Annotated in this window: 16 protein-coding genes; 14 read left to right on the forward strand and 2 right to left on the reverse strand. The window is 60.1% G+C overall.

The genetic code is table 11. The features are described from left to right. Positions 1-15 precede the first annotated feature (15 nt). Positions 16-516 (forward strand): GNAT family N-acetyltransferase, encoded by a 501-nt coding sequence (locus tag ACVKSX_RS14865; protein WP_010253457.1) that lies wholly within the window; start codon positions 16-18, stop codon positions 514-516. Positions 517-551: 35 nt separating this feature from the next. On the opposite strand, the gene ACVKSX_RS14870 is transcribed toward ACVKSX_RS14865, so the two are convergent. Beyond that, on the reverse strand, positions 552-1,469 hold the full coding sequence (locus ACVKSX_RS14870) for a sugar ABC transporter substrate-binding protein (protein ID WP_061704377.1): 918 nt from the start codon (positions 1,467-1,469) through the stop codon (positions 552-554). Positions 1,470-1,889: 420 nt separating this feature from the next. Here ACVKSX_RS14870 and ACVKSX_RS14875 point away from each other — a divergent pair, with 420 nt between their 5' ends. The 9 genes from ACVKSX_RS14875 to ACVKSX_RS14915 all read left to right on the forward strand — a co-directional run bounded on the left by ACVKSX_RS14875 (position 1,890) and on the right by ACVKSX_RS14915 (position 13,513). Continuing rightward, positions 1,890-3,281, forward strand: a complete 1,392-nt coding sequence (locus ACVKSX_RS14875; protein ID WP_010253452.1) for an MFS transporter — start codon at positions 1,890-1,892, stop codon at positions 3,279-3,281. Further along, positions 3,262-4,218, forward strand: a complete 957-nt coding sequence (locus ACVKSX_RS14880) for a 2-hydroxyacid dehydrogenase (RefSeq protein WP_033785708.1) — start codon at positions 3,262-3,264, stop codon at positions 4,216-4,218. Before ACVKSX_RS14875 ends, ACVKSX_RS14880 begins: the two co-directional genes overlap by 20 nt. A 160-nt stretch (positions 4,219-4,378) precedes the next feature. Further along, positions 4,379-5,545 carry an HD-GYP domain-containing protein gene (locus tag ACVKSX_RS14885; protein WP_010253446.1) on the forward strand — a complete coding sequence of 389 codons (1,167 nt, stop codon included), beginning with the start codon at positions 4,379-4,381 and terminating at the stop codon, positions 5,543-5,545. A 108-nt stretch (positions 5,546-5,653) separates the two neighbouring features. Further along, the gene (gene kdpF, locus ACVKSX_RS14890; RefSeq protein WP_010253443.1) at positions 5,654-5,743 is read left to right on the forward strand and encodes a K(+)-transporting ATPase subunit F; all 90 of its coding nucleotides are present in this window, start codon (positions 5,654-5,656) and stop codon (positions 5,741-5,743) included. After that, complete coding sequence (kdpA, locus tag ACVKSX_RS14895) at positions 5,743-7,431, forward strand: potassium-transporting ATPase subunit KdpA (RefSeq protein WP_010671494.1); 1,689 nt, start codon at positions 5,743-5,745, stop codon at positions 7,429-7,431. Before kdpF ends, kdpA begins: the two co-directional genes overlap by 1 nt. After that, positions 7,428-9,476 (forward strand): potassium-transporting ATPase subunit KdpB, encoded by a 2,049-nt coding sequence (gene kdpB / locus ACVKSX_RS14900; protein WP_010671495.1) that lies wholly within the window; start codon positions 7,428-7,430, stop codon positions 9,474-9,476. Before kdpA ends, kdpB begins: the two co-directional genes overlap by 4 nt. Before the next feature lie 10 nt (positions 9,477-9,486). Further along, the gene (gene kdpC, locus ACVKSX_RS14905) at positions 9,487-10,053 is read left to right on the forward strand and encodes a potassium-transporting ATPase subunit KdpC (RefSeq protein WP_354439671.1); all 567 of its coding nucleotides are present in this window, start codon (positions 9,487-9,489) and stop codon (positions 10,051-10,053) included. A gap of 226 nt (positions 10,054-10,279) precedes the next feature. Beyond that, entirely contained in the window at positions 10,280-12,955 is a 2,676-nt protein-coding gene (kdpD, locus tag ACVKSX_RS14910) for a two-component system sensor histidine kinase KdpD (RefSeq protein ID WP_010253433.1), read from the forward strand. Between the two features lie 54 nt (positions 12,956-13,009). Beyond that, positions 13,010-13,513: a TIGR00645 family protein gene (locus ACVKSX_RS14915; RefSeq protein WP_187507246.1), complete on the forward strand. Its 504-nt coding sequence runs from the start codon at positions 13,010-13,012 to the stop codon at positions 13,511-13,513. A gap of 34 nt (positions 13,514-13,547) precedes the next feature. Here the strand turns inward: ACVKSX_RS14915 and ACVKSX_RS14920 are convergent, their stop codons facing one another. Further along, on the reverse strand, positions 13,548-14,516 hold the full coding sequence (locus ACVKSX_RS14920; RefSeq protein WP_062759567.1) for a LysR family transcriptional regulator: 969 nt from the start codon (positions 14,514-14,516) through the stop codon (positions 13,548-13,550). Positions 14,517-14,609: 93 nt separating this feature from the next. Here ACVKSX_RS14920 and ACVKSX_RS14925 point away from each other — a divergent pair, with 93 nt between their 5' ends. From ACVKSX_RS14925 to ACVKSX_RS14940, 4 genes are all read left to right on the forward strand, one after another. After that, entirely contained in the window at positions 14,610-15,812 is a 1,203-nt protein-coding gene (locus ACVKSX_RS14925) for an MFS transporter (RefSeq protein WP_010253427.1), read from the forward strand. 61 nt (positions 15,813-15,873) lie between these two features. After that, positions 15,874-17,220 carry a cation:proton antiporter gene (locus tag ACVKSX_RS14930; protein ID WP_010253425.1) on the forward strand — a complete coding sequence of 449 codons (1,347 nt, stop codon included), beginning with the start codon at positions 15,874-15,876 and terminating at the stop codon, positions 17,218-17,220. A gap of 22 nt (positions 17,221-17,242) precedes the next feature. After that, positions 17,243-17,587, forward strand: a complete 345-nt coding sequence (locus ACVKSX_RS14935; protein ID WP_010671501.1) for a hypothetical protein — start codon at positions 17,243-17,245, stop codon at positions 17,585-17,587. A 743-nt stretch (positions 17,588-18,330) separates the two neighbouring features. Continuing rightward, on the forward strand, positions 18,331-19,227 hold the full coding sequence (locus tag ACVKSX_RS14940; protein ID WP_022623984.1) for an alpha/beta hydrolase: 897 nt from the start codon (positions 18,331-18,333) through the stop codon (positions 19,225-19,227). The last annotated feature ends 306 nt before the right edge of the window (positions 19,228-19,533 follow it).

Below are 19,533 nucleotides of genomic sequence, written 5' to 3' on the forward strand. Positions count from 1 at the left end.
CTAAAAGGAGAAAATATGGAAATCATTATTCGGGCACGGGAACCGCAGGATGCCGCCGCCTATCAGCGACTCTACAGTCATCCCGATGTTTATCCCTGGACGCTGCAGCTGCCGTTTCCCAGCGTTGCCACCTGGGAGAAAAAAATCGCCAGAATGGATGCCGAGGGGTTTATCGCCTTTGTCGCGGAGATCGAGGGCGTGCTGGCCGGTGAGCTGACGCTGTTTGTGGATAACAAGCCGCGCACCCGCCACTGCATCAGCTTTGGGCTGGGTGTGCATCCCGATTACGCCGGTCGCGGCGTCGGTGAGCGCCTGATCCGCACCGCGCTCGACTATTCCCGTAACTGGCTGGGGATTACGCGTATGGAGCTGGAGGTGTTTCACGACAACGAACGGGCGCTGCGGCTCTATGAGCGGCTGGGCTTTGAGCGTGAAGGGGTGATGCGGCAGGCCGCCCTGCGCGACGGTCAGCTGCGCGATGTGGTGATGATGGCGAAACTGCTGCACGAGAAGTGATAACCGGAGCGGCAGCGCTGCCGCTCCGCTTTTCATTACGGATTTTTATTGCTGTATTGCTGCATGTTCTGCTGCGTCACCAGTTCAAACGGGATCCACTGGTGGGAATCGACTTTTTCCCCTTTGATCATCTGCTGCGCCACCTCGACCGATTTTTTGCCCTGACCCACGGCATCCTGGAACACGGTGACGGCCAGTTTGCCGCTTGCCAGGGCTTTCAGGCCATCCGGCGTGGCATCAATGCCGCCCACCAGAATGGTTTTCTTCGGTTTCGCCTGGGCAATCGCCATGGTTGCGCCAATCGCCATTTCGTCGTTGTTGGCGGCGACAATATCGATCTCTTCCCCGTTCGACAGCCAGTTGAGCATTAAATCCATGCCCTCATTACGCGAATAGTTTGCGGTCTGCTTCAGCACCACTTTCATGTCGGGATACTTTGCCACCACCTGCTCGACATCTTTGGTGCGCTGCAGCGCACCCGCATCGCTGAGGTTACCGATGATAATGGCGACCTTGCCACGATAACCCGCCTGCTTCGCCAGCGCTTCCATCTGCAACGTGCCCGATTCGCGTTCGTCAGAGCCGACAAACACCACGCCCGGCGGCAGGGTTTTATCGCCCGGCGTGCGGTTAACGTAGACCAGCGGAATGTGAGCCTGCTGCGCCAGCCTGGTCAGGGCAGGGGTGCTGGCGGAGTCGACCGGATCGACGATAATCGCGTCCACCCCGGAACTGATAAAGCTCTGCACCTGATCGGTCTGACGGCCCACGTCGCCGCGTGCATCTTCGAACTGCGCATCCAGCTGACGCGCTTTGGCCTCTTTCTCGATCGACTGGCGGATAATGGTCAGAAAGTTCTGGTCGAAATAGGCCATTGAGACGCCAATCTTCTCTGCCAGCGCCGACGTGGAAAGAGAGAGCAGACAGAGTATTGCCCATGCACGTTTTTTCATTGCAGACTCCCGAGGTTAACTGAGTGGAATAGATTTTTCATTTATTATAAAAATGGACAAAGATTATCATTTGCAGCTTATGAACAGTCGCCGGGTTTGACAACCGGCCCTTTTAACTCTTGCTAGCGCCGCCACACTTTGCCGTAAAATCGCCGCGTCATAGCTGCCAGCGCCGATGAAATCCTCGACGTGGCGCACACTCTGCGGCAGGCAGCCGCGGCTTTTTGCGCTTTTGTGCAGCATCGCACTGGCCTTTGTGGTGGTTGTCAGAAAACCGTTGAATCGGGCCTGACGATCTCAACATCCGCACAATGATCCATCGTTAGCCTCCTATCTATATTTCCTTAAGCGGGAAATCTCAGCGTTATTCCTGAAAAAAACCTCGTGGCGCAACCTGCCGCTTTTTAAGGAATTCAGCTCATGCTTAAAGACCAAACGACTCACCGGACGTCTCATGTACGCATCTGGATCCTCTGCCTGATCCTCTTTCTGTCGGTCGTGGCTTATGCCGACCGTTCGATCCTCTCGATCTCCGGATCGGCAATCAAAGAGGAGTTCGGCCTGTCAGCGATCCAGCTGGGATTGATCCTCTCTGCCTTCAGCTGGGCCTACGTTATTGGTCAGATCCCCGGCGGGCTGTTTCTTGATCGCTTCGGGGCTAAAAAAGTGTATGGCGTCACGCTGGCGCTCTGGTCAGTCTCGACGCTGGCGATGGGATTCGTTGGTGAGTTCTCCAGCGGCATGACCGGCGCGCTGATGCTGATGTTTGGTCTGCGCTTTATGCTGGGATTGATCGAGGCACCCAGCTTTCCCGCCAATGCGCGCGTGGTGATTATGTGGTTCCCTGGCGCAGAGCGGGGACGGGCTTCATCGCTGTTCAGCTCGGCGCAATATTTTGCCGTCGCCATCTTCTCACCGCTGTCAGGCTGGCTGGTGTCGCGCTTTGGCTGGGAGTGGCCGTTCTTTGTGCTGGGCGGCATCGGCCTGCTGGCGGTGTTTGTCTGGGCTGCCTGGATGCGCGAGCCGCGCAATCACCCTGGCGTGTCAGAGAGTGAACTGCGCCACATCGTCGACGGTGGTGCGCTTGTGGATATCGACTCGGCGCAGACGCTGAAAGCGCGGCCACCGGTCAGTAAAGCGATGTTCAGAAAGCTGCTCACTAATCGCATGCTCTGGTGCGCCTATCTCGGTCAGTACTGCATCATCGCGCTCAGCTACTTCTTTATTACCTGGTTTCCGATCTATCTGGTGCAGGCGCGCGGCATGAACATCATGGAGGCGGGCTTCGCCACCGTTGCTCCGGCGCTGTTTGGTTTTCTGGGCGGGATCAGCGGCGGCTACCTGTCAGACAAGTTAATCGCTCGGGGCTGGAGCGTCTCCTGGGCGCGTAAAACGCCCTATATCGTCGGCATGCTGATGGCGTCCAGTCTGGTGCTGGCGGCGATCATTCCGGGCAATAGCGGCATTATCGCCATTATGTCCTTCGCCTTTTTCGGTAAAGGCATAGCGGCCGGGGCAGGCACCTGGACGGTGATCAGCGACACCGCACCCAAAGAGGCGGTGGGCCTGGCAGGTTCCATTTTTAACGGCATCGGCAATATTGCCGGTTTCACCACGCCGCTGCTGTTCGGCATCATCGTCGGTCTGACCGGCAGCTACAGCATCGGGCTGGCGTTTGTGGCGGCACACTGCGTGGTAGCGGCGCTGCTGTTCCTGCTGGTGATGGGACCGATTGAACGCGTCGGTGAAGAGAGCGATCGCCCGGCATCCTATAACAATCAGGAGAAAGAAGATGGCATTAAAGCAATGTAAGGTGCTGATCAGAGGGAAATTCCTGCCGCCGCAGCTGATAGAGAACATTGAAAAGACGTTCACCGCGTTCCGGCTGTGGGAGGCGGAAGATGAGGCAGCCTTTCTGGCTGAGCAGGGCGCAGATATCGACATGCTGGTCACCAGCGGCAACGCGGTGATGGGCGCACCGGCCGCGCTGATCGCCGCGCTGCCAAACCTGAAAGCGATCTGCAGTAACGGCGTCGGTTATGACAGCATTGATACGGAAGCCGCCCGGTCGCGCGGCATTGTGGTGACCAACACGCCGGAGGTGCTCAATGATTGTGTCGCCGATCTGGGGATGGCGCTGCTGCTGGATGTGGCGCGCCGCATCAGCGAGGCCGATCGCTTCACACGCGCCGGTCACTGGACGCAGGGCCGCTTTCCGCTGAGCAGCAAAATCGGTGGCAAGGTGTGCGGTATCGTCGGGCTGGGCAATATCGGTCAGGCGGTAGCAAGGCGCGCGCAGGCGTTTGATATGGCGATTCACTATTACAACCCGCGTTCACGCCCCGATGTGCCCTACACCCGTCATGAGAGCCTGGTGGCGCTGGCGCAGCAGGCCGATTTTCTGGTGCTGACCCTGCCGGGCGGTGCCGCGACGCGCCACATTATCAATGCGGAAGTACTGCAGGCGCTGGGACCGCAGGGCTATCTGATTAACATTGCGCGCGGCAGCGTGGTGGATCAGCAGTCGCTGGTGGATGCGCTGGAAACCGGGCAGATCGCCGGTGCCGGGCTGGATGTGTTTGAACAGGAGCCGCAGGTGCCTGACGCACTGCGCCAGCGCGACAATGTGGTGATCACGCCGCATATCGCCAGCAGCACCCGCGAAACCATGGCGGCGATGGCTGACCTGGTCTTTGAGAATATGCTGGCGTTTGCCCGTGGCGAGCCGGTGCTGACCCGGGTAGTGTAACCGCAGCGGCGTCTTAACCCCCCTGCTGAAACGGGGGCGAGGCAGGACGACTCTCCTCTGACCACTCACCAGACCCTCACCTTCGCACAAAACAGCCTGAAGAAAATTTGTCCGGCTGCCGATATCACCTTACCACCCGCTGATATTAAAGAGTGATAGCGTGATAAAGCTGATTACCATTGATGAATTGCGCCCAGGGATGTTTATCCACAAGCTGGAGGTCTGGTGGATAAAAGACCAGCGCATTCATAATGAGATGCTGATCACCGATCCCCGACAAATCGCCATGCTTCGCACTGAAGGGATCCGCCAGCTCTGGATCGACCTAGATCGATCGGTGCAGGCGCCGATCGCCTCCACGGTCGCGAAGAGAACCATTGGCCGCACCCCGTTTTTCCAGGAACTGGATCAGGCACAGCAGATCTTTTTGCAGGGCAAACCGAAAGTGCTGGCAATGTTCAACGAAGCGCGGCTGGGTAACGGCCTGAAGCTCGATTATATGATGGATCTGGTGGATGAAATCGCCGGATCGATCACGCGTGAACCCTCCGCCATGCTGAGCGTGGCGCGACTGAAAAATCATGATGACTACACCTATCTGCACTCCATGGCGGTCTGCGGGCTGATGATTGCGCTGGGTAAAAAACTCGGGCTGGATGAGCAGGAACTGCGTCGGGTGGGCATGGGCGGTTTACTGCATGATGTCGGCAAAGCGGCTGTGCCGCTGGCAATCCTGAACAAAGCGGGCAAGCTGACTGAAGAGGAGTTCAGGGTGATGCGTGAGCATCCGGTGGTCGGTGCGCAGATGCTGATAGAAGCCGACGCCGATGACGATCTGCTCGATATCACCCTGCATCATCATGAGAAATATGATGGCAGCGGCTATCCGCACCGCCTGAAAGGCGAGGCGATTTCGCTCTACGCCCGCATGGCGGCGGTGTGCGATGTCTATGATGCCGTGACCTCGACCCGCTCCTATCGCAACGGCTGGACACCCGCCGAGGCGATGCACCAGATGCTGAGCTGGCGCGGCCATTTCGACCCTGGCTTGCTGCACACCTTCGTACGGACCATCGGCATCTATCCGGTGGGATCGCTGGTGCGTCTGGCCTCCGGCCGGGTGGCGCTGGTGGTGAAAGCGGGCGAAAAATCGCTGATGCGTCCCTGCGTGCATGTCTTCTGGTCGCTGCACGCCCAGCGTGAAGTGAAACCGGAAGAGCTCGACCTTGGCGACAGCTTCTGCACCGACAGCATTGTGGGCGCAGAGGACAGCACGCTGTGGGGTAACGTCGATCTCAATCGTATCTGGGCGCTGGAAGTCGCCTGATTTTTCGCCATTTTTACACTATTTTTACGCCCGCCCGCTGCATTTTAACCCCTTCTTTATACGCCTCCGCGCAAGCTAAGCCATAAATCCAATCCTCTGGAGGTTCCTGTGAGCGTGGGCGTAATAACCGGCATTGTGCTGGTGGTGTTGTTACTGGGCTATCTGATCTATGCCCTGTTAAATGCGGAGGCCTTCTGATGGCGGCCAATGCTTTTTTACTCATCGCATTCTATCTGCTGCTGCTGATGGTGCTGGCGCAGCCGCTCGGACGGGGTCTGGCGTCGTTAGTGGCTGACAAGCCGGTGTTTACCCGCCTGGAATCGCCGCTGTGGCGACTGCTGGGCGCGCAACAATCGGACATGCGCTGGCCGCACTACCTGCTGGCGATTCTGCTGTTTAATGCGCTGGGTTTCGTGGTGCTGCTGGCAATATTGCTGATGCAGGGCGCGCTGCCGCTGAATCCGCAGCAGCTGCCTGGCCTGAGCTGGCATCTGGCGCTGAACACCGCCGTGAGCTTCGTCACCAACACCAACTGGCAATCCTACAGCGGCGAAAGCACCCTGAGCTATTTCAGTCAGATGGTGGGCCTGACGGTGCAGAATTTCCTCTCAGCCGCGACCGGTATCGCCGTGGCGTTTGCATTGATCCGTGGTTTTGCTAATCGCAGCTCTGCGACCCTGGGTAACGCCTGGCGCGACCTGACGCGCATCACGCTCTATGTCTTACTGCCTATCAGCCTGCTGATGGCGCTGTTCTTTGTCAGCCAGGGCAGCATCCAGAACTTCGCGCCTTATCACAGTTTCTCCACGCTGGAAGGCGTGCAGCAGACGCTGTCGATGGGACCGGTAGCGTCGCAGGAAGCGATCAAAATGCTGGGCACCAACGGTGGCGGCTTCTTTAACGCCAACTCCTCCCATCCGTTTGAAAACCCGACGGTGCTGACTAACCTGGTGCAGATGCTGAGCATCTTCCTGATCCCGGCGGCGCTCTGCTTCGCGTTTGGCGAAAGCGTGCGTGACCGTCGTCAGGGCCACATGCTGCTGTGGGCGATGACGCTGATGTTTGTGGCGGCGGTATCGGTCGTCATGTGGGCCGAACTGCAGGGCAACCCGCACTTCCTCCAGCTGGGTGCTGACAGCGCCATCAACATGGAAGGTAAAGAGACGCGCTTTGGCATTCTTAACAGCAGCCTGTTCGCGGTCATCACCACCGCCGCCTCCTGCGGTGCGGTGAATGCCATGCACGACTCCTTTACCGCGCTGGGCGGCATGGTGCCGATGTGGCTGATGCAGCTGGGCGAAGTGGTGTTTGGCGGCGTCGGTGCCGGTCTCTACGGCATGCTGCTGTTTGTGCTGCTGGCGGTGTTTATCGCCGGGCTGATGATCGGTCGTACCCCGGAATTCCTGGGCAAAAAAATCGACGTCTGGGAGATGAAAATGACCGCGCTGGCGATTCTGGTCACACCGGCGCTGGTGCTGATCGGTACCGCACTGGCGATGATGACCGACGCCGGACGCAGTGCCATGGCCAATCCCGGCATTCACGGCTTCAGCGAAGTGCTCTACGCGGTCTCCTCAGCGGCCAACAACAACGGCAGCGCCTTTGCCGGACTGAGTGCTAACACGCCGTTCTGGAACCTGCTACTGGCTGCCTGCATGCTGCTGGGCCGCTTCGGCATCATCATTCCGGTGATGGCGATTGCCGGTGCGATGGCGGTGAAAAAAGTGCAGCCGGTGGGTAACGGCACGCTGCCAACCCACGGTCCGCTGTTTATCGGACTGCTGATTGGCACGGTGCTGCTGGTGGGTGCACTGACCTTTATTCCTGCTCTGGCGCTGGGCCCGGTGGCTGAGCATCTGCAACTTGTTCAGGGACAATCCTCATGAGTCGTCAACAACAGGCGTTATTTGACGCAGCATTGCTGCGTACCTCGGCCTGGGATGCAGTGAAAAAGCTCGATCCCCGGGTGCAGTTCCGTAACCCGGTGATGTTTGTGGTCTACCTCGGCAGCATTCTGACCTCGCTGCTGGCGCTGGCGATGCTGACCGGCCGGATCAGCGGCAGCGCCAGCTTTACCGGGGCGATTGCGGTCTGGCTCTGGTTCACCGTGCTGTTCGCCAACCTGGCGGAGGCGCTGGCAGAAGGGCGCAGTAAGGCCCAGGCCAGTAGCCTGAAAGGGGTGAAAAAAACCAGCTTTGCCAAAAAACTCTCAGCGGCGCGCTATGGCGCCGAGTGGCAGCAGGTCAGTGCCGATGAGCTGCGTAAAGGTGACGCGGTGCTGGTGGAAGCGGGCGACATCATCCCCTGCGACGGTGAAGTAATGGAGGGCGGTGCCTCGGTGGATGAGAGCGCCATTACCGGTGAGTCCGCACCGGTGATCCGTGAGTCGGGCGGTGACTTCGCCTCCGTCACCGGCGGGACCCGCATTCTCTCTGACTGGCTGGTGATCACCTGTAGCGCCAACCCGGGCGAAACCTTCCTTGACCGGATGATCGCTATGGTGGAAGGCGCGAAACGCCGCAAAACCCCGAATGAGATTGCCCTGACCATCCTGCTGGTATCACTGACCATCGTGTTCCTGCTGGCGACCGTGACACTCTGGCCGTTCTCGGCATGGGGCGGAACGCCAGTCAGCATCACGGTGCTGGTGGCGCTGCTGGTCTGTCTGATCCCGACTACCATCGGCGGCTTACTGTCGGCGATTGGCGTGGCGGGGATGAGCCGGATGCTGGGTGCTAACGTCATTGCGACCAGCGGGCGTGCGGTGGAAGCCGCGGGCGATGTGGATGTGCTGATGCTGGACAAAACCGGCACCATCACGCTGGGTAACCGTCAGGCGACCCAGTTCCTGCCCGCGCCGGGCGTCAGCGAAGAGCAACTGGCCGACGCCGCACAGCTCGCCTCGCTGGCCGATGAGACGCCGGAAGGGCGCAGCATCGTGGTGCTGGCGAAACAGCGATTTAATCTGCGTGAGCGCGATCTCAGCAGCATGGGTGCCAGCTTTATTCCGTTCTCTGCGCAGACCCGCATGAGCGGCGTGAACGTGCAGGATCGACTGATCCGCAAAGGCGCGGTCGATGCGGTACGTCGCCACATCGAAGCGAACCATGGCCGTTTCCCGGCCGAGGTCAATGCGCAGGTGGAAGAGGTGGCACGCAGTGGCGGCACGCCGCTGGTGGTGTCAGAGGGCGCGAACGTGCTGGGCGTGGTGGCGCTGAAAGATATCGTCAAAGGTGGCATCAAAGAGCGCTTTGCCGAACTGCGCAAAATGGGTATCAAAACGGTGATGATCACCGGCGATAACCCGCTGACGGCCGCAGCGATTGCCGCGGAAGCGGGCGTGGATGACTTCCTGTCAGAGGCCACGCCGGAAGCCAAGCTGGCGCTGATCCGCCAGTATCAGGCGGAAGGGCGTTTAGTGGCGATGACCGGCGACGGCACCAACGATGCGCCAGCACTGGCGCAGGCGGATGTGGCGGTGGCGATGAACTCCGGTACCCAGGCGGCGAAAGAGGCGGGCAACATGGTCGATCTCGACTCGAACCCGACCAAGCTGCTGGAAGTGGTGCATATCGGTAAACAGATGCTGATGACGCGCGGTTCGCTGACCACCTTCAGTATCGCCAACGACGTGGCGAAATATTTCGCCATCATTCCGGCGGCGTTTGCGGCGACCTATCCGCAGCTCAACATGCTTAACGTGATGCACCTGCACTCGCCAGCCAGTGCGATTCTGTCGGCGGTGATCTTTAACGCTCTGGTGATTGTCTTCCTGATCCCGCTGGCCCTGAAAGGCGTCAGCTACCGCCCACTGAGCGCTGCTGCGCTGCTGCGCCGCAACCTGCTGATTTACGGTCTGGGTGGCCTGCTGGTGCCGTTTGTCGGCATCAAAGCGATCGATCTGCTGTTAGTGTTTTCAGGCATGGCCTGAGGAGAGAAAAATGAGTCAGTTACGTCCGGCAATTTTACTGTTGTTGCTGCTTACGCTTGTTACCGGCGTGGTTTATCCTTTGCTCACCACCGGTCTGGCGCAGTGGCTGTTTCCGTCCCAGTCCAGCGGCTCGCTGCTGGATGAGGATGGCGTGGCGCGCGGATCGGCGCTGATTGGCCAGAACTTTACCCAGCCCAACTATTTCTGGGGCCGCCCTTCAGCCAGTGGCGATAAACCTTATAATCCGCTGGCCTCAGGGGGCAGCAATCTGGCCGCCAGCAACCCGGCGCTGGACAAAGCGGTAGCCGATCGCGTCGCTGCGCTGCGGGCCGCGAATCCGCAGGCACCGGCCGCCGTCCCGGTTGAACTGGTCACCGCGTCAGCCAGCGGGCTGGACCCGGATATTTCGCCACAGGCCGCCCTTTGGCAGGCACCGCGTATCGCCGCCAGCCGCCAGTTGCCGTTGCCGCAGGTCGAGGCGCTGATAGATAAGATGACGCATCGTCCGCTGCTGCCATTCCTCGGCACACCGACCCTCAATGTGTTGCAGCTGAATATGGCGCTCAACGAACTGTAATGGTGTTAAGAGCCTATCCCATTAGGCTATTTTATTTGTCAGTCTGAACCTGGGCAGTGCTCACACAGGCTGCTTTAGCAACCTGAACGCCCGTCAGGGCGGCCCTGAAGGGGCGAGCGCAGCGAGTCATCCTCACGTACTACGTGTACGCTCCGGTTGTTCCGCGCTGTCCGTGTCCAGACTGTCTGCAACAATTACGCCTACTGGCATAGGCTCTAAGGAAGCGATGAACCACGAACCCCAGCGTCCCGATCCCGACGCGCTGCTGCAGGCTAACCGCGAAAGTCATCGTGGGCAGCTGAAAATTTACTTTGGTGCCTGTGCGGGCGTGGGTAAAACCTATGCCATGCTGCAGGAGGCACAGCGGCTGCGCGCGCAGGGTCTGGATGTCTTAATCGGCGTGGTAGAGACCCATGACCGGCCGGAAACCGCGCAGCTGCTGACAGGGTTAACTCTGCTGCCGCGTCGCGCAACCGGCCGCTCGCGTCATGCGGAGTTTGATCTCGATGCCGCGCTGGCTCGCCATCCGGCGGTGATCCTGATGGATGAGCTGGCGCACACCAACGTGCAGGGCTCGCGCCATCCCAAGCGCTGGCAGGATATTGAGGAGCTGCTGGAAGCGGGCATCGATGTACTGACCACCGTCAACGTACAGCATCTTGAGAGCCTCAACGATGTGGTGGGCGGCGTCACCGGCATTCAGGTGCGCGAAACCGTGCCCGATCCCTTTTTCGACAGCGCCGACGAAGTGGTGCTGGTCGATCTGCCGCCCGACGATCTGCGGCAGCGGCTGAAAGAGGGCAAAGTCTATATTGGCGACCGCGCGGAACGCGCCATCGAAAACTTTTTCCGCAAAGGTAACCTGTTCGCCCTGCGTGAGCTGGCCCTGCGTCGTACCGCCGATCGGGTGGATGATCAGATGCGTGCCTGGCGCGATCAGCAGGGACGGGAGCGCGTCTGGCACACCCGCGACGCCATTCTGCTCTGCATTGGCGACGACAGCGGCAGTGAAAAGCTGGTGCGCACCGCCGCCCGACTGGCGGCGCGGCTTGGCAGTGAATGGCATGCGGTCTATGTCGAAACGCCCCGGCTGCACCGGCTGCCGGAAGCGCGGCGACGGGCGATTCTGCGTACGTTACAACTGGCGCAGGAGCTGGGCGCGGAAACCGCGACTCTCTCTGAGCCCGATGAAGCCGAAGCGGTACTGGGTTACGCCCGCGCGCACAATCTGGGCAAAATTGTCACCGGTCGTCGCCCGCTGCGGCGCTGGCGGCGTGACAGCTTTGCCGAACGGCTCGGCCAGCTGGGGCCGGATCTCGATCTGCTGGTGGTGGCGCTGGATGAGCCGCTGAAGGATGCGCCGCATCCGCTGCCGGATGGCCGCGTCACCAGCGAAAAATGGCGTATTCAGCTGCGCGGCGTAATGATGGCGCTGGTGCTCTGTATCCTTGTAACCGCCGCCGGGCAGTCGGTGCTGATCGGTTTCGATCCCGCCAACTGCGTGATGATCTATCTACTGGCGGTGGTGATCGTGGCGCTGCGCTATGGCCGCTGGCCGTCGGTGATCGCCACGGTGATGAATATCGTCGCCTTTGACCTCTTCTTTGTCGCCCCCACCGGCACGGTGGCGGTCTCCGATCTGCAATATCTGGTCACCTTTGGCGTGATGCTGGCGGTGGGCGTAATCGTCGGCAATCTCACGGCAGGCGTGCGTTATCAGGCGCGGGTGGCGCGCTACCGCGAGCAGCGGGCGCGCCAGCTCTATGAGATGGCGAAATCGCTGGGCAGTGCGTTAACGCCGCAGGATATCGCCGCCACCAGCCAGCGGGTGCTGGATGCCACGTTACAGGCGCGCTGCCTGCTGCTGCTGCCGGATGAGCAGGGCGAACTGCAACCGGTGGGCGATGCGTTACCAGCCAGCGAGCCGGATCGCGCGATTGCTAAATGGAGTTACAGCAAAGGCCAGCCTGCGGGTGCGGGCACTGATACCTTACCGGCGGTGCCTTATCAGATCCTGCCGCTGAAAAGTGGCGCGCACTGCCGGGGTTTGCTGGTGGTGGAGCCGCAGAACCTGCGTCAGCTGATGATCCCCGAGCAGCAGCGGCTGGTGGAAACCTTTACGGTGCTGATTGCTAACGCACTGGAGCGAATGGCTCTGTCGCATAGCGAGGCGGCGTCCCGGCTCTCGGCGGAGCGTGAACAGCTGCGCAATGCGCTGCTGTCGGCGCTGTCCCACGACCTGCGCACCCCACTGACCGTGCTGTTTGGTCAGGCGGAAATGCTGATGCTCGACCTGGCCAGCGACAACTCAAAATATGTGCCGCAGGCCAGTCAGATCCGCGAGCAGACGCTGAGCACCATCCGGCTGGTGAGCAACATGCTGGATATGGCGCGCATTCAGTCGGGCGGCCTCAACCTGCGTGAGGAGTGGCTGGCGCTGGAAGAGGTGGTCGGCGGGGCGCTGAGCAGCATGGCACCGTCGCTGAAAGGGCATGAGGTCCGGCTCGATCTGCCGGACGACATCGTGCTGATCAAAGGCGACAGCACGCTGCTGGAGCGGGTCTTCACCAACCTGATTGAGAACAGCCTGAAGTATGCCGGTAACAGCGCACCACGCGGCATTCGCGCCTGGCGTGCGGCGTCACGGCTGGAGATCTCGGTCTGGGATAGCGGACCGGGCATTGCCGAAGACGATTTAAGCCGGATATTCGATAAATTCTGGCGGGGCGACAAAGAGTCGGCGGTGCCGGGCGTCGGGCTGGGTCTGGCAATCTGTAAAACCATTATCGAGAGCCACGGCGGTCAGATCTGGGCAGAGAACAGGGCCGAAGGTGGCGCGGCATTTCGTCTCTCGCTGCCGCTTCCGCCGGTCCCTGAAATTTCTGACGAAGGGCTGAAATAACTTCACAGTTGATCGGTTATACTTCCGGACCTGTTTGATTATTCGTGGGATTGTATGGAACGTTTTACCGAAAACCTGATGTATGCATCGCGCTGGTTGCTGGCCCCGGTTTACATTGGACTTTCGCTGGGATTACTGGCGCTGACCATTAAATTTTTCCAGGAAATTTTCCACCTGCTGCCCAACATTTTCAGCATTGCGGAAAACGATCTGATCCTGCTGCTGCTGTCGCTGGTGGATATGACGCTGGTTGGCGGCCTGCTGGTGATGGTGATGCTGTCGGGTTATGAGAATTTCATCTCTAAGCTTGATATCGACGAAGATAAAGAGAAGCTGAGCTGGCTGGGCAAGATGGACTCCGGCTCGCTGAAAAACAAAGTCGCCGCCTCCATTGTCGCCATCTCCTCGATTCACCTGCTGCGGGTGTTTATGGAAGCGCGCAACGTCGAAAACGACAAGCTGATGTGGTACGTGATTATCCACCTGACCTTTGTGCTCTCCGCCTTTGTGATGGGCTGGCTGGATCAGATGTCGCGCAGCGATAAAAAACAGAAGTAACCTCTCTGGCGGCCCGCTGAGGCGGGCGCCTGCTTTACCCTTTCCGCTCTGCTCCCCCTGAACGACCCGCTGGCTGTGAGGCCGGACGCGTGCCCGCCAGCTGCGGCATCACCTCTTTGATCATGGCAAAAAAGTGTTGCAGCCTGGCCGGGTAGTAACTCGCCCAGGGATAGGTCAGCCACACCGGCAGCGGCGGTGCCTGCCACGCAGGCATCAGCTGAACCAGGCCGCCATCCGCCAGATCTTCCTGCACCGCCCAGGACGAGACGATCGCGGCTCCCATCCCCGCCAGTGCCGCTTTACGCACCGCATATAAACTGTCGCTGCTCAGCCGGGGCGTAATCGCCAGGTTGACCGGCTGGCCATCGTCAATCTTCTGCAACGCCACTTCGTTACGGTAAAAACTGGTCAGTGCCAGCCACGGCAGGTCGCGCAGCTGTTCAACCCGCTCTATCGGCGGCTGCTGCGCCAGCAGGTGCGGGGCGGCCACCACAATACGTGGCACTTCTGCCAGCAGTATCGCCACCACCGAAGGATCGGTTGGCGCACCGACCTGAATGGCGCAGTCCACATTCTCCGCCATAAAGTCGGGCGTGCGGTCATTCAGCATCCACTCAATATTGAGCCGGGGGTAGCGGTGCAGATAGTCCACCAGCGGGGCGATCAGCTGATCCTGACCAAAGGCGTGTGGGGCGCGAACCCGCAGCGTACCGACCGGGTCATCGCTGGCCCCGGTCAGCTCATCTTCCAGCGCATGCCAGGTCGCCAGCAGCTGCCGCGCCTGGGCGTAGCAGCGCTCGCCATCATCGGTAAGCTTCAGCGCATGGGTGGTGCGCAGGATAAGCTTGAGGCCCAGCCGCTGCTCCAGGCTCTGCAGTCGGCGGCTGACGGTGGGTTGTGTCGTGCCGAGCTGCGCGGCGGCGGCGGATAAGCTGCCGCTCTCGACAATACGGATAAAAGTCTGCATCAGATCGATGCGATCGCTGCTGTTAGGATTGTTCATACGCACCACGCATAACGGTTTTGCCTGATGTCAGTCTACCGCGTATAACCGCAATGCGCTTTAATGGCAGGACGAAATGATGAGGATTACAGCATGTCAGCCATACAGACCCAGACTCAAAATGAACCGCTCTCTGCGCCGCTGGTGTTTACCCTGGCCGCCGGTGCCGGACTCAGCGTCGCGTCGATCTACTACAGCCAGCCGATGCTGGATATTATCAGCAAGCAGTTTAACGCCGGCATCGGCGCGGTCGGCATGGTGCCGATGCTGACCCAGGCGGGCTATGCGCTGGGCATCCTGCTGCTGGCTCCGCTGGGCGATCGCCATGACCGGCGCACCATTATCTTTATCAAAGGCTTAATGCTGGTGGCGGCGCTGCTGCTGTGTGGTTTTTCCGGTGGACTCAGCGCGTTGCTGATTGCCAGTTTTATCACCGGCCTGACCGCCACCGTGGCGCAGGATATTGTGCCCGCTTCGGCGGCGCTGGCGCCGGAACGCAGCCGGGGTAAAACAGTCGGCACGGTGATGACCGGGCTGCTGGTGGGCATCCTGCTGTCGCGGGTGGTCAGCGGGGTGGTGGCAGAGTATTTCGGCTGGCGCACCATGTATATGATTGCCGCGCTGGCGGTGCTGCTGATTACGCTGACGCTGTGGCGGGTACTGCCGCGTTTCGCGCCAGGCACCTCGGTGAGCTATCCGCGCCTGTTGCTGTCGCTGGTGCACCTGTGGCGTCACCATCAGACGCTGCGTCGTGCCGCACTGGCTCAGGGGCTGTTGTCAGTGGGTTTTAGCGCCTTCTGGTCGACGCTGGCGTTAATGCTCAGCGACCGCTTTCATCTGGACAGTGCCGTGGCCGGGGCGTTTGGTTTAGCCGGTGCGGCGGGTGCCATGGCGGCACCGCTGGCGGGCAGTTTTGCTGACCGCATCGGTCCGGCAAGGGTCACGCAGGCTGGCGCCGCGCTGGTAACAATCTCCTTTGCGCTGATGTTTCTGCTGCCGCTGCTGCCAATGCCAGCCCAGCTGGCGCTGATTGTCCTCTGTACCATCGGCTTCGATTTAGGGGTGCAGGCCACGCTGGTGGCGCATCAGACGCTGGTCTATGGCCTGGCGCCGGAAGCACGCAGTCGCCTGAATGCGCTGCTGTTTACCGTGGTGTTTATCGGTATGGCCACCGGTGCGGCGCTGGGAAGTCTGGCGCTGGCACACTGGGGCTGGAATGGCGTGGTTGCGCTCTCGACCTTAGCCGGTGCAGCCGCGCTGGCGGTCCGCTTCGCCAGTCGACACCTGAAAAACTGACACCTCGCCCGTCAAAAAATGTGCCAGGCTTATTCATAAACCCGAAATAATCTGGAGTGTTATGAACTTTTTAGCCTGGACAGCAGCGACGGGCGGCCTTCTGCTGCTGATGTCGCTGGCTTCCGGTTGGATTCACCGGGGGCCAGTCACTTCATTTGGTCTGTTCCTTATCGCGGGCATGCTGTGCGGCCCGTGGGGATTTGATGTTATCCACATCGATATTGTTACCCATTCCGAAGCCGTGGCGCACATCACTGAAATCACCATGGCTGCCTCGCTGTTCATCACCGGCCTCAAGCTGCGTCAGCCGCTGCAAAATAACTGCTGGCACACCGGGCTGAAACTGGCTTTTCCCGCCATGCTGCTGACCGTGGCCGCGATGACCCTGCTGTCGCACTTCCTGGTGGGATTAGACTGGCCGATTGCGCTGGCGTTTGGTGCCATTGTTGCGCCGACCGATCCGGTGCTGGCGAGCTTAATCTCGGTCAACGATGCGCAGGATGATGACTCGCTGCGCGTGGCAATCTCCAGCGAAGCGGGTATGAATGATGGTTCCGCGCTGCCGTTGCTGATGCTGGCGCTGCTGCTGTTTAATGGCGAAAGCCTGAGCGTGGCGATGCTGGGGCACTGGGGTGCGGTCGAGGTGCTCTGGGCAATTGGCGGCGGTCTGATCATCGGTTTCGTGCTGGGGCAGTTGATTGGCCTGCTGGCGACCCGACTGCGCAATGCCAATGGCGATGTGGCACCCAATGATTTCCTGGCGCTGGCGCTGATTGCGCTGAGTTATTCACTGGTGGAGTGGCTGGGTGCCTCCGGCTTCCTGGCTGCCTTCGCCGCCGGGCTGGGATTACGCCGTGCTGAGATGGGCGTATTCCGTCGCCATCAGCCGGACGATCTCTCTGACGACGAGCGCGTGCTGCCCTCTGAAGCACTGGTGAACCCTAACAAACGCCTGGCGCATCAGGGCGACAACAATATGGTGAAGTCGATAGGGTTTGTAGTAGGCGACGCCCTCTCTTTTGGCGATACTATTGAACGTTTACTGGCGGCTGGCATGATGGTGGTGCTGGGCGTCACACTGGCGCAGCACTGGAACATCTACGGCGTGCTGATTGGCCTGGTGCTGTTTGTGGTGGTGCGGCCACTGGCCGTCTGGCTGGTGACGCTGCGCGCCGGACTGCCGCTGGGGCAGCGTCTGCTGATTGGCTGGCTGGGCATCCGCGGGATTGGCAGTCTGAACTACATCGCCTATGCCTGGACGCACGGTATGGAAGGCCCGCAGATGGAAATTATGACCAATATGGCGTTAACGCTGGTGGTCTGCAGCGTGGTGGTCCACGGCACCACCGTGTCGCCGCTGCTGAACTGGCGTCAGAAACGCCTTGAAGCCCTTCAGCGTAAGGTTTAACCCGAACTAACAGGAGTTAAGAATGAAAGTAACTCAGATAGTGCTGCTGAGCATCCTCGCCACCGGCAGCGCGCTGGCGGCGGACGAGGCTGACACTGAGCAGAATGTTTATGCCAGTCAGCTGTGCCACATTGTCAGCGGCGAGAAAAAGGTCGCCAGTGCGGATCAGTATGTCGAACAGATGAAATCGACCGTGGCGCGCAGTCAGTCGCCGTCGGCGATGAATCAGCCTGAATTTGATGAAGAGTCCGCGCGTGAAGTGGCCAGTGCCTGGCTGCAGCTGGGTGATGATGAGCGTGCCAAACTGCGCGTTAACGAACAGCAGTGTGAGCAGGCCGTGATGGCGCAGTTCCAGCAGGAAGATTAACCGCATCGGATTAAATAAAAACGCGCCTGCCGGGCTAATGCCAGCCAGTTAAGCGACAGGTGATAACGCAGTCTGGTGCCGCTCAGGGGCTGGCGGTCCTCGCGCCGCTGCGCGGTTCCTTCACTTCATTCGCCTGCCTGACGGACCGCCGGGGATGGCACATCCTGTGCCGCCCCGCCTTTCGCCCGCGTCCTGCGGGCTCTCCTGGCAGACTCATTCTGTTCAGCGCTGCGGATTGCCTGCTCCTGATCGCCACCGGCCTGCTCTGAAACTTCAGTGTGCATTGTTAAAAAGGGCACGAGAGTGGAGGCCTGAGCGCCTCTGCTGCTGAAAGGGTTATCCGCAGCGCTGAGGCGTGACGGTGGGCCAGAAGTCCACGCCGGGAAGCGTGGACAGTTCGGGGCCGGCCAGGGAGGGCCGATCCCCGAACGGTTCGTCGGCACGACGTCAAAGCCGAAGGTACCGCGTGAGCGGCGCGAGGACGGCCCGGCAGCAGCAGAGGTGCTCAGGCCCGCACTGCGGCTCGCTCGCCCGGAAAAAAGCTGCCACGTTTGACCGTGACAGCCTTTACAAATCTAATCTTAACTGATCAGCATTACGCCTGGCGGGCGCGTTTTTTTATGGCTTTTCAGGGGCCATTGCGTACATAATCGCCAGCCATGGCACCCGACTTGCATCTGTTGATTCTACCGCAGCCTGCCGCAACGGTTTGCTCACTCTTCTGGTATCACATAACAGGCATTATGATTACGCGTCGACGCTTTATTCTCGGCACGGGAGCGCTCGGGCTCTCCATGACCACCGGCAAAATATTTGCCCGCGATGACATTATTCCCCTCTGGCCGGACGATCCGCCCGGCGGCGGCGGCCCATCGGGCCAGTTGCATATTAACAGCACCGGTTCCTGGTCAAATATCGTCAGCCCGGCGATTCAGCGCTTTAAACCGGAAAATCCCAATGGCGAAGCGGTATTAATTGCAGCGGGTGGCGGTTATCGCTGGATCGGCATGGGACGCGAAGCCTGGCCGGTCGCGCGCTGGCTCAATGCCAATGGCTATACCGCCTATGTGCTCAGCTACCGGCTGCCGCATGAGAAGTGGCAGGCGGGGCGGCTGGCACCGCTGCAGGATGCGCAGCGTGCCATCCGGCTGGTGCGATCCTTTGAGCGCAAGGTGCATGTGCTGGGCTTCTCGGCAGGTGGGCATCTGCTGGGGCTGGCGGCGGCGCGTCCGGACTTTGAATCCTATCCGGCCATCGATCCGCTGGATGAGGTGGTGCCCAAAGTCGATAGCGTTGGCCTGATCTATCCGGTCATCACCCTGGAAGCACCTTATCAGCACACCAATACCCATCTGATGATGGTCGGCAAAAATGCCACGCCGCAGGATGAGGCGAACTGGTCAGTGCAGAACTACGTGACCCGGCAATATCCGCCGACGTTTCTGGCGCAGGCCGAGGACGATCACACCTCAAATCCATTTAACACCGAGTTGATGCGCGACACCTGCCGCCGTAATCGTGTGCCGGTTGAGCTGATTCAGATCAGCAAAGGCGGGCATGGCTTTGGCCTTGGCAAGGCGGGCACGCCAGCGGCGTTATGGGATCAGGCTTATGTTCGCTGGCTGGATCGCGTGAGCTGAGTTGCACTGGCGCGGTGCACGACTGCACCGGGGGATCCGTTCTCCCCCTGCCTGGCGCAAGGTCACCAGATCGAAGGTGGCCTTTTGTCCCGGTCCCGGTTAATGCTGCGTCCTCTGTCATCTTAAATCTCCCAATCCAGAGCCAGGCCCAGCCCCTCAATATTGATATCAGCGGACTATGCTGACAGGTCAGGGCGCATTAATAACTCATTCTTATTTATCACGTTAACGAGGGTGTACGGAGCTAAGGGGCACTCACGCTTATTTCTGACTCTGTATACAATGAGATGACAATCTCCTGCCGTT

It is taken from the genome of Pantoea sp. PvP021 (assembly GCF_054056055.1).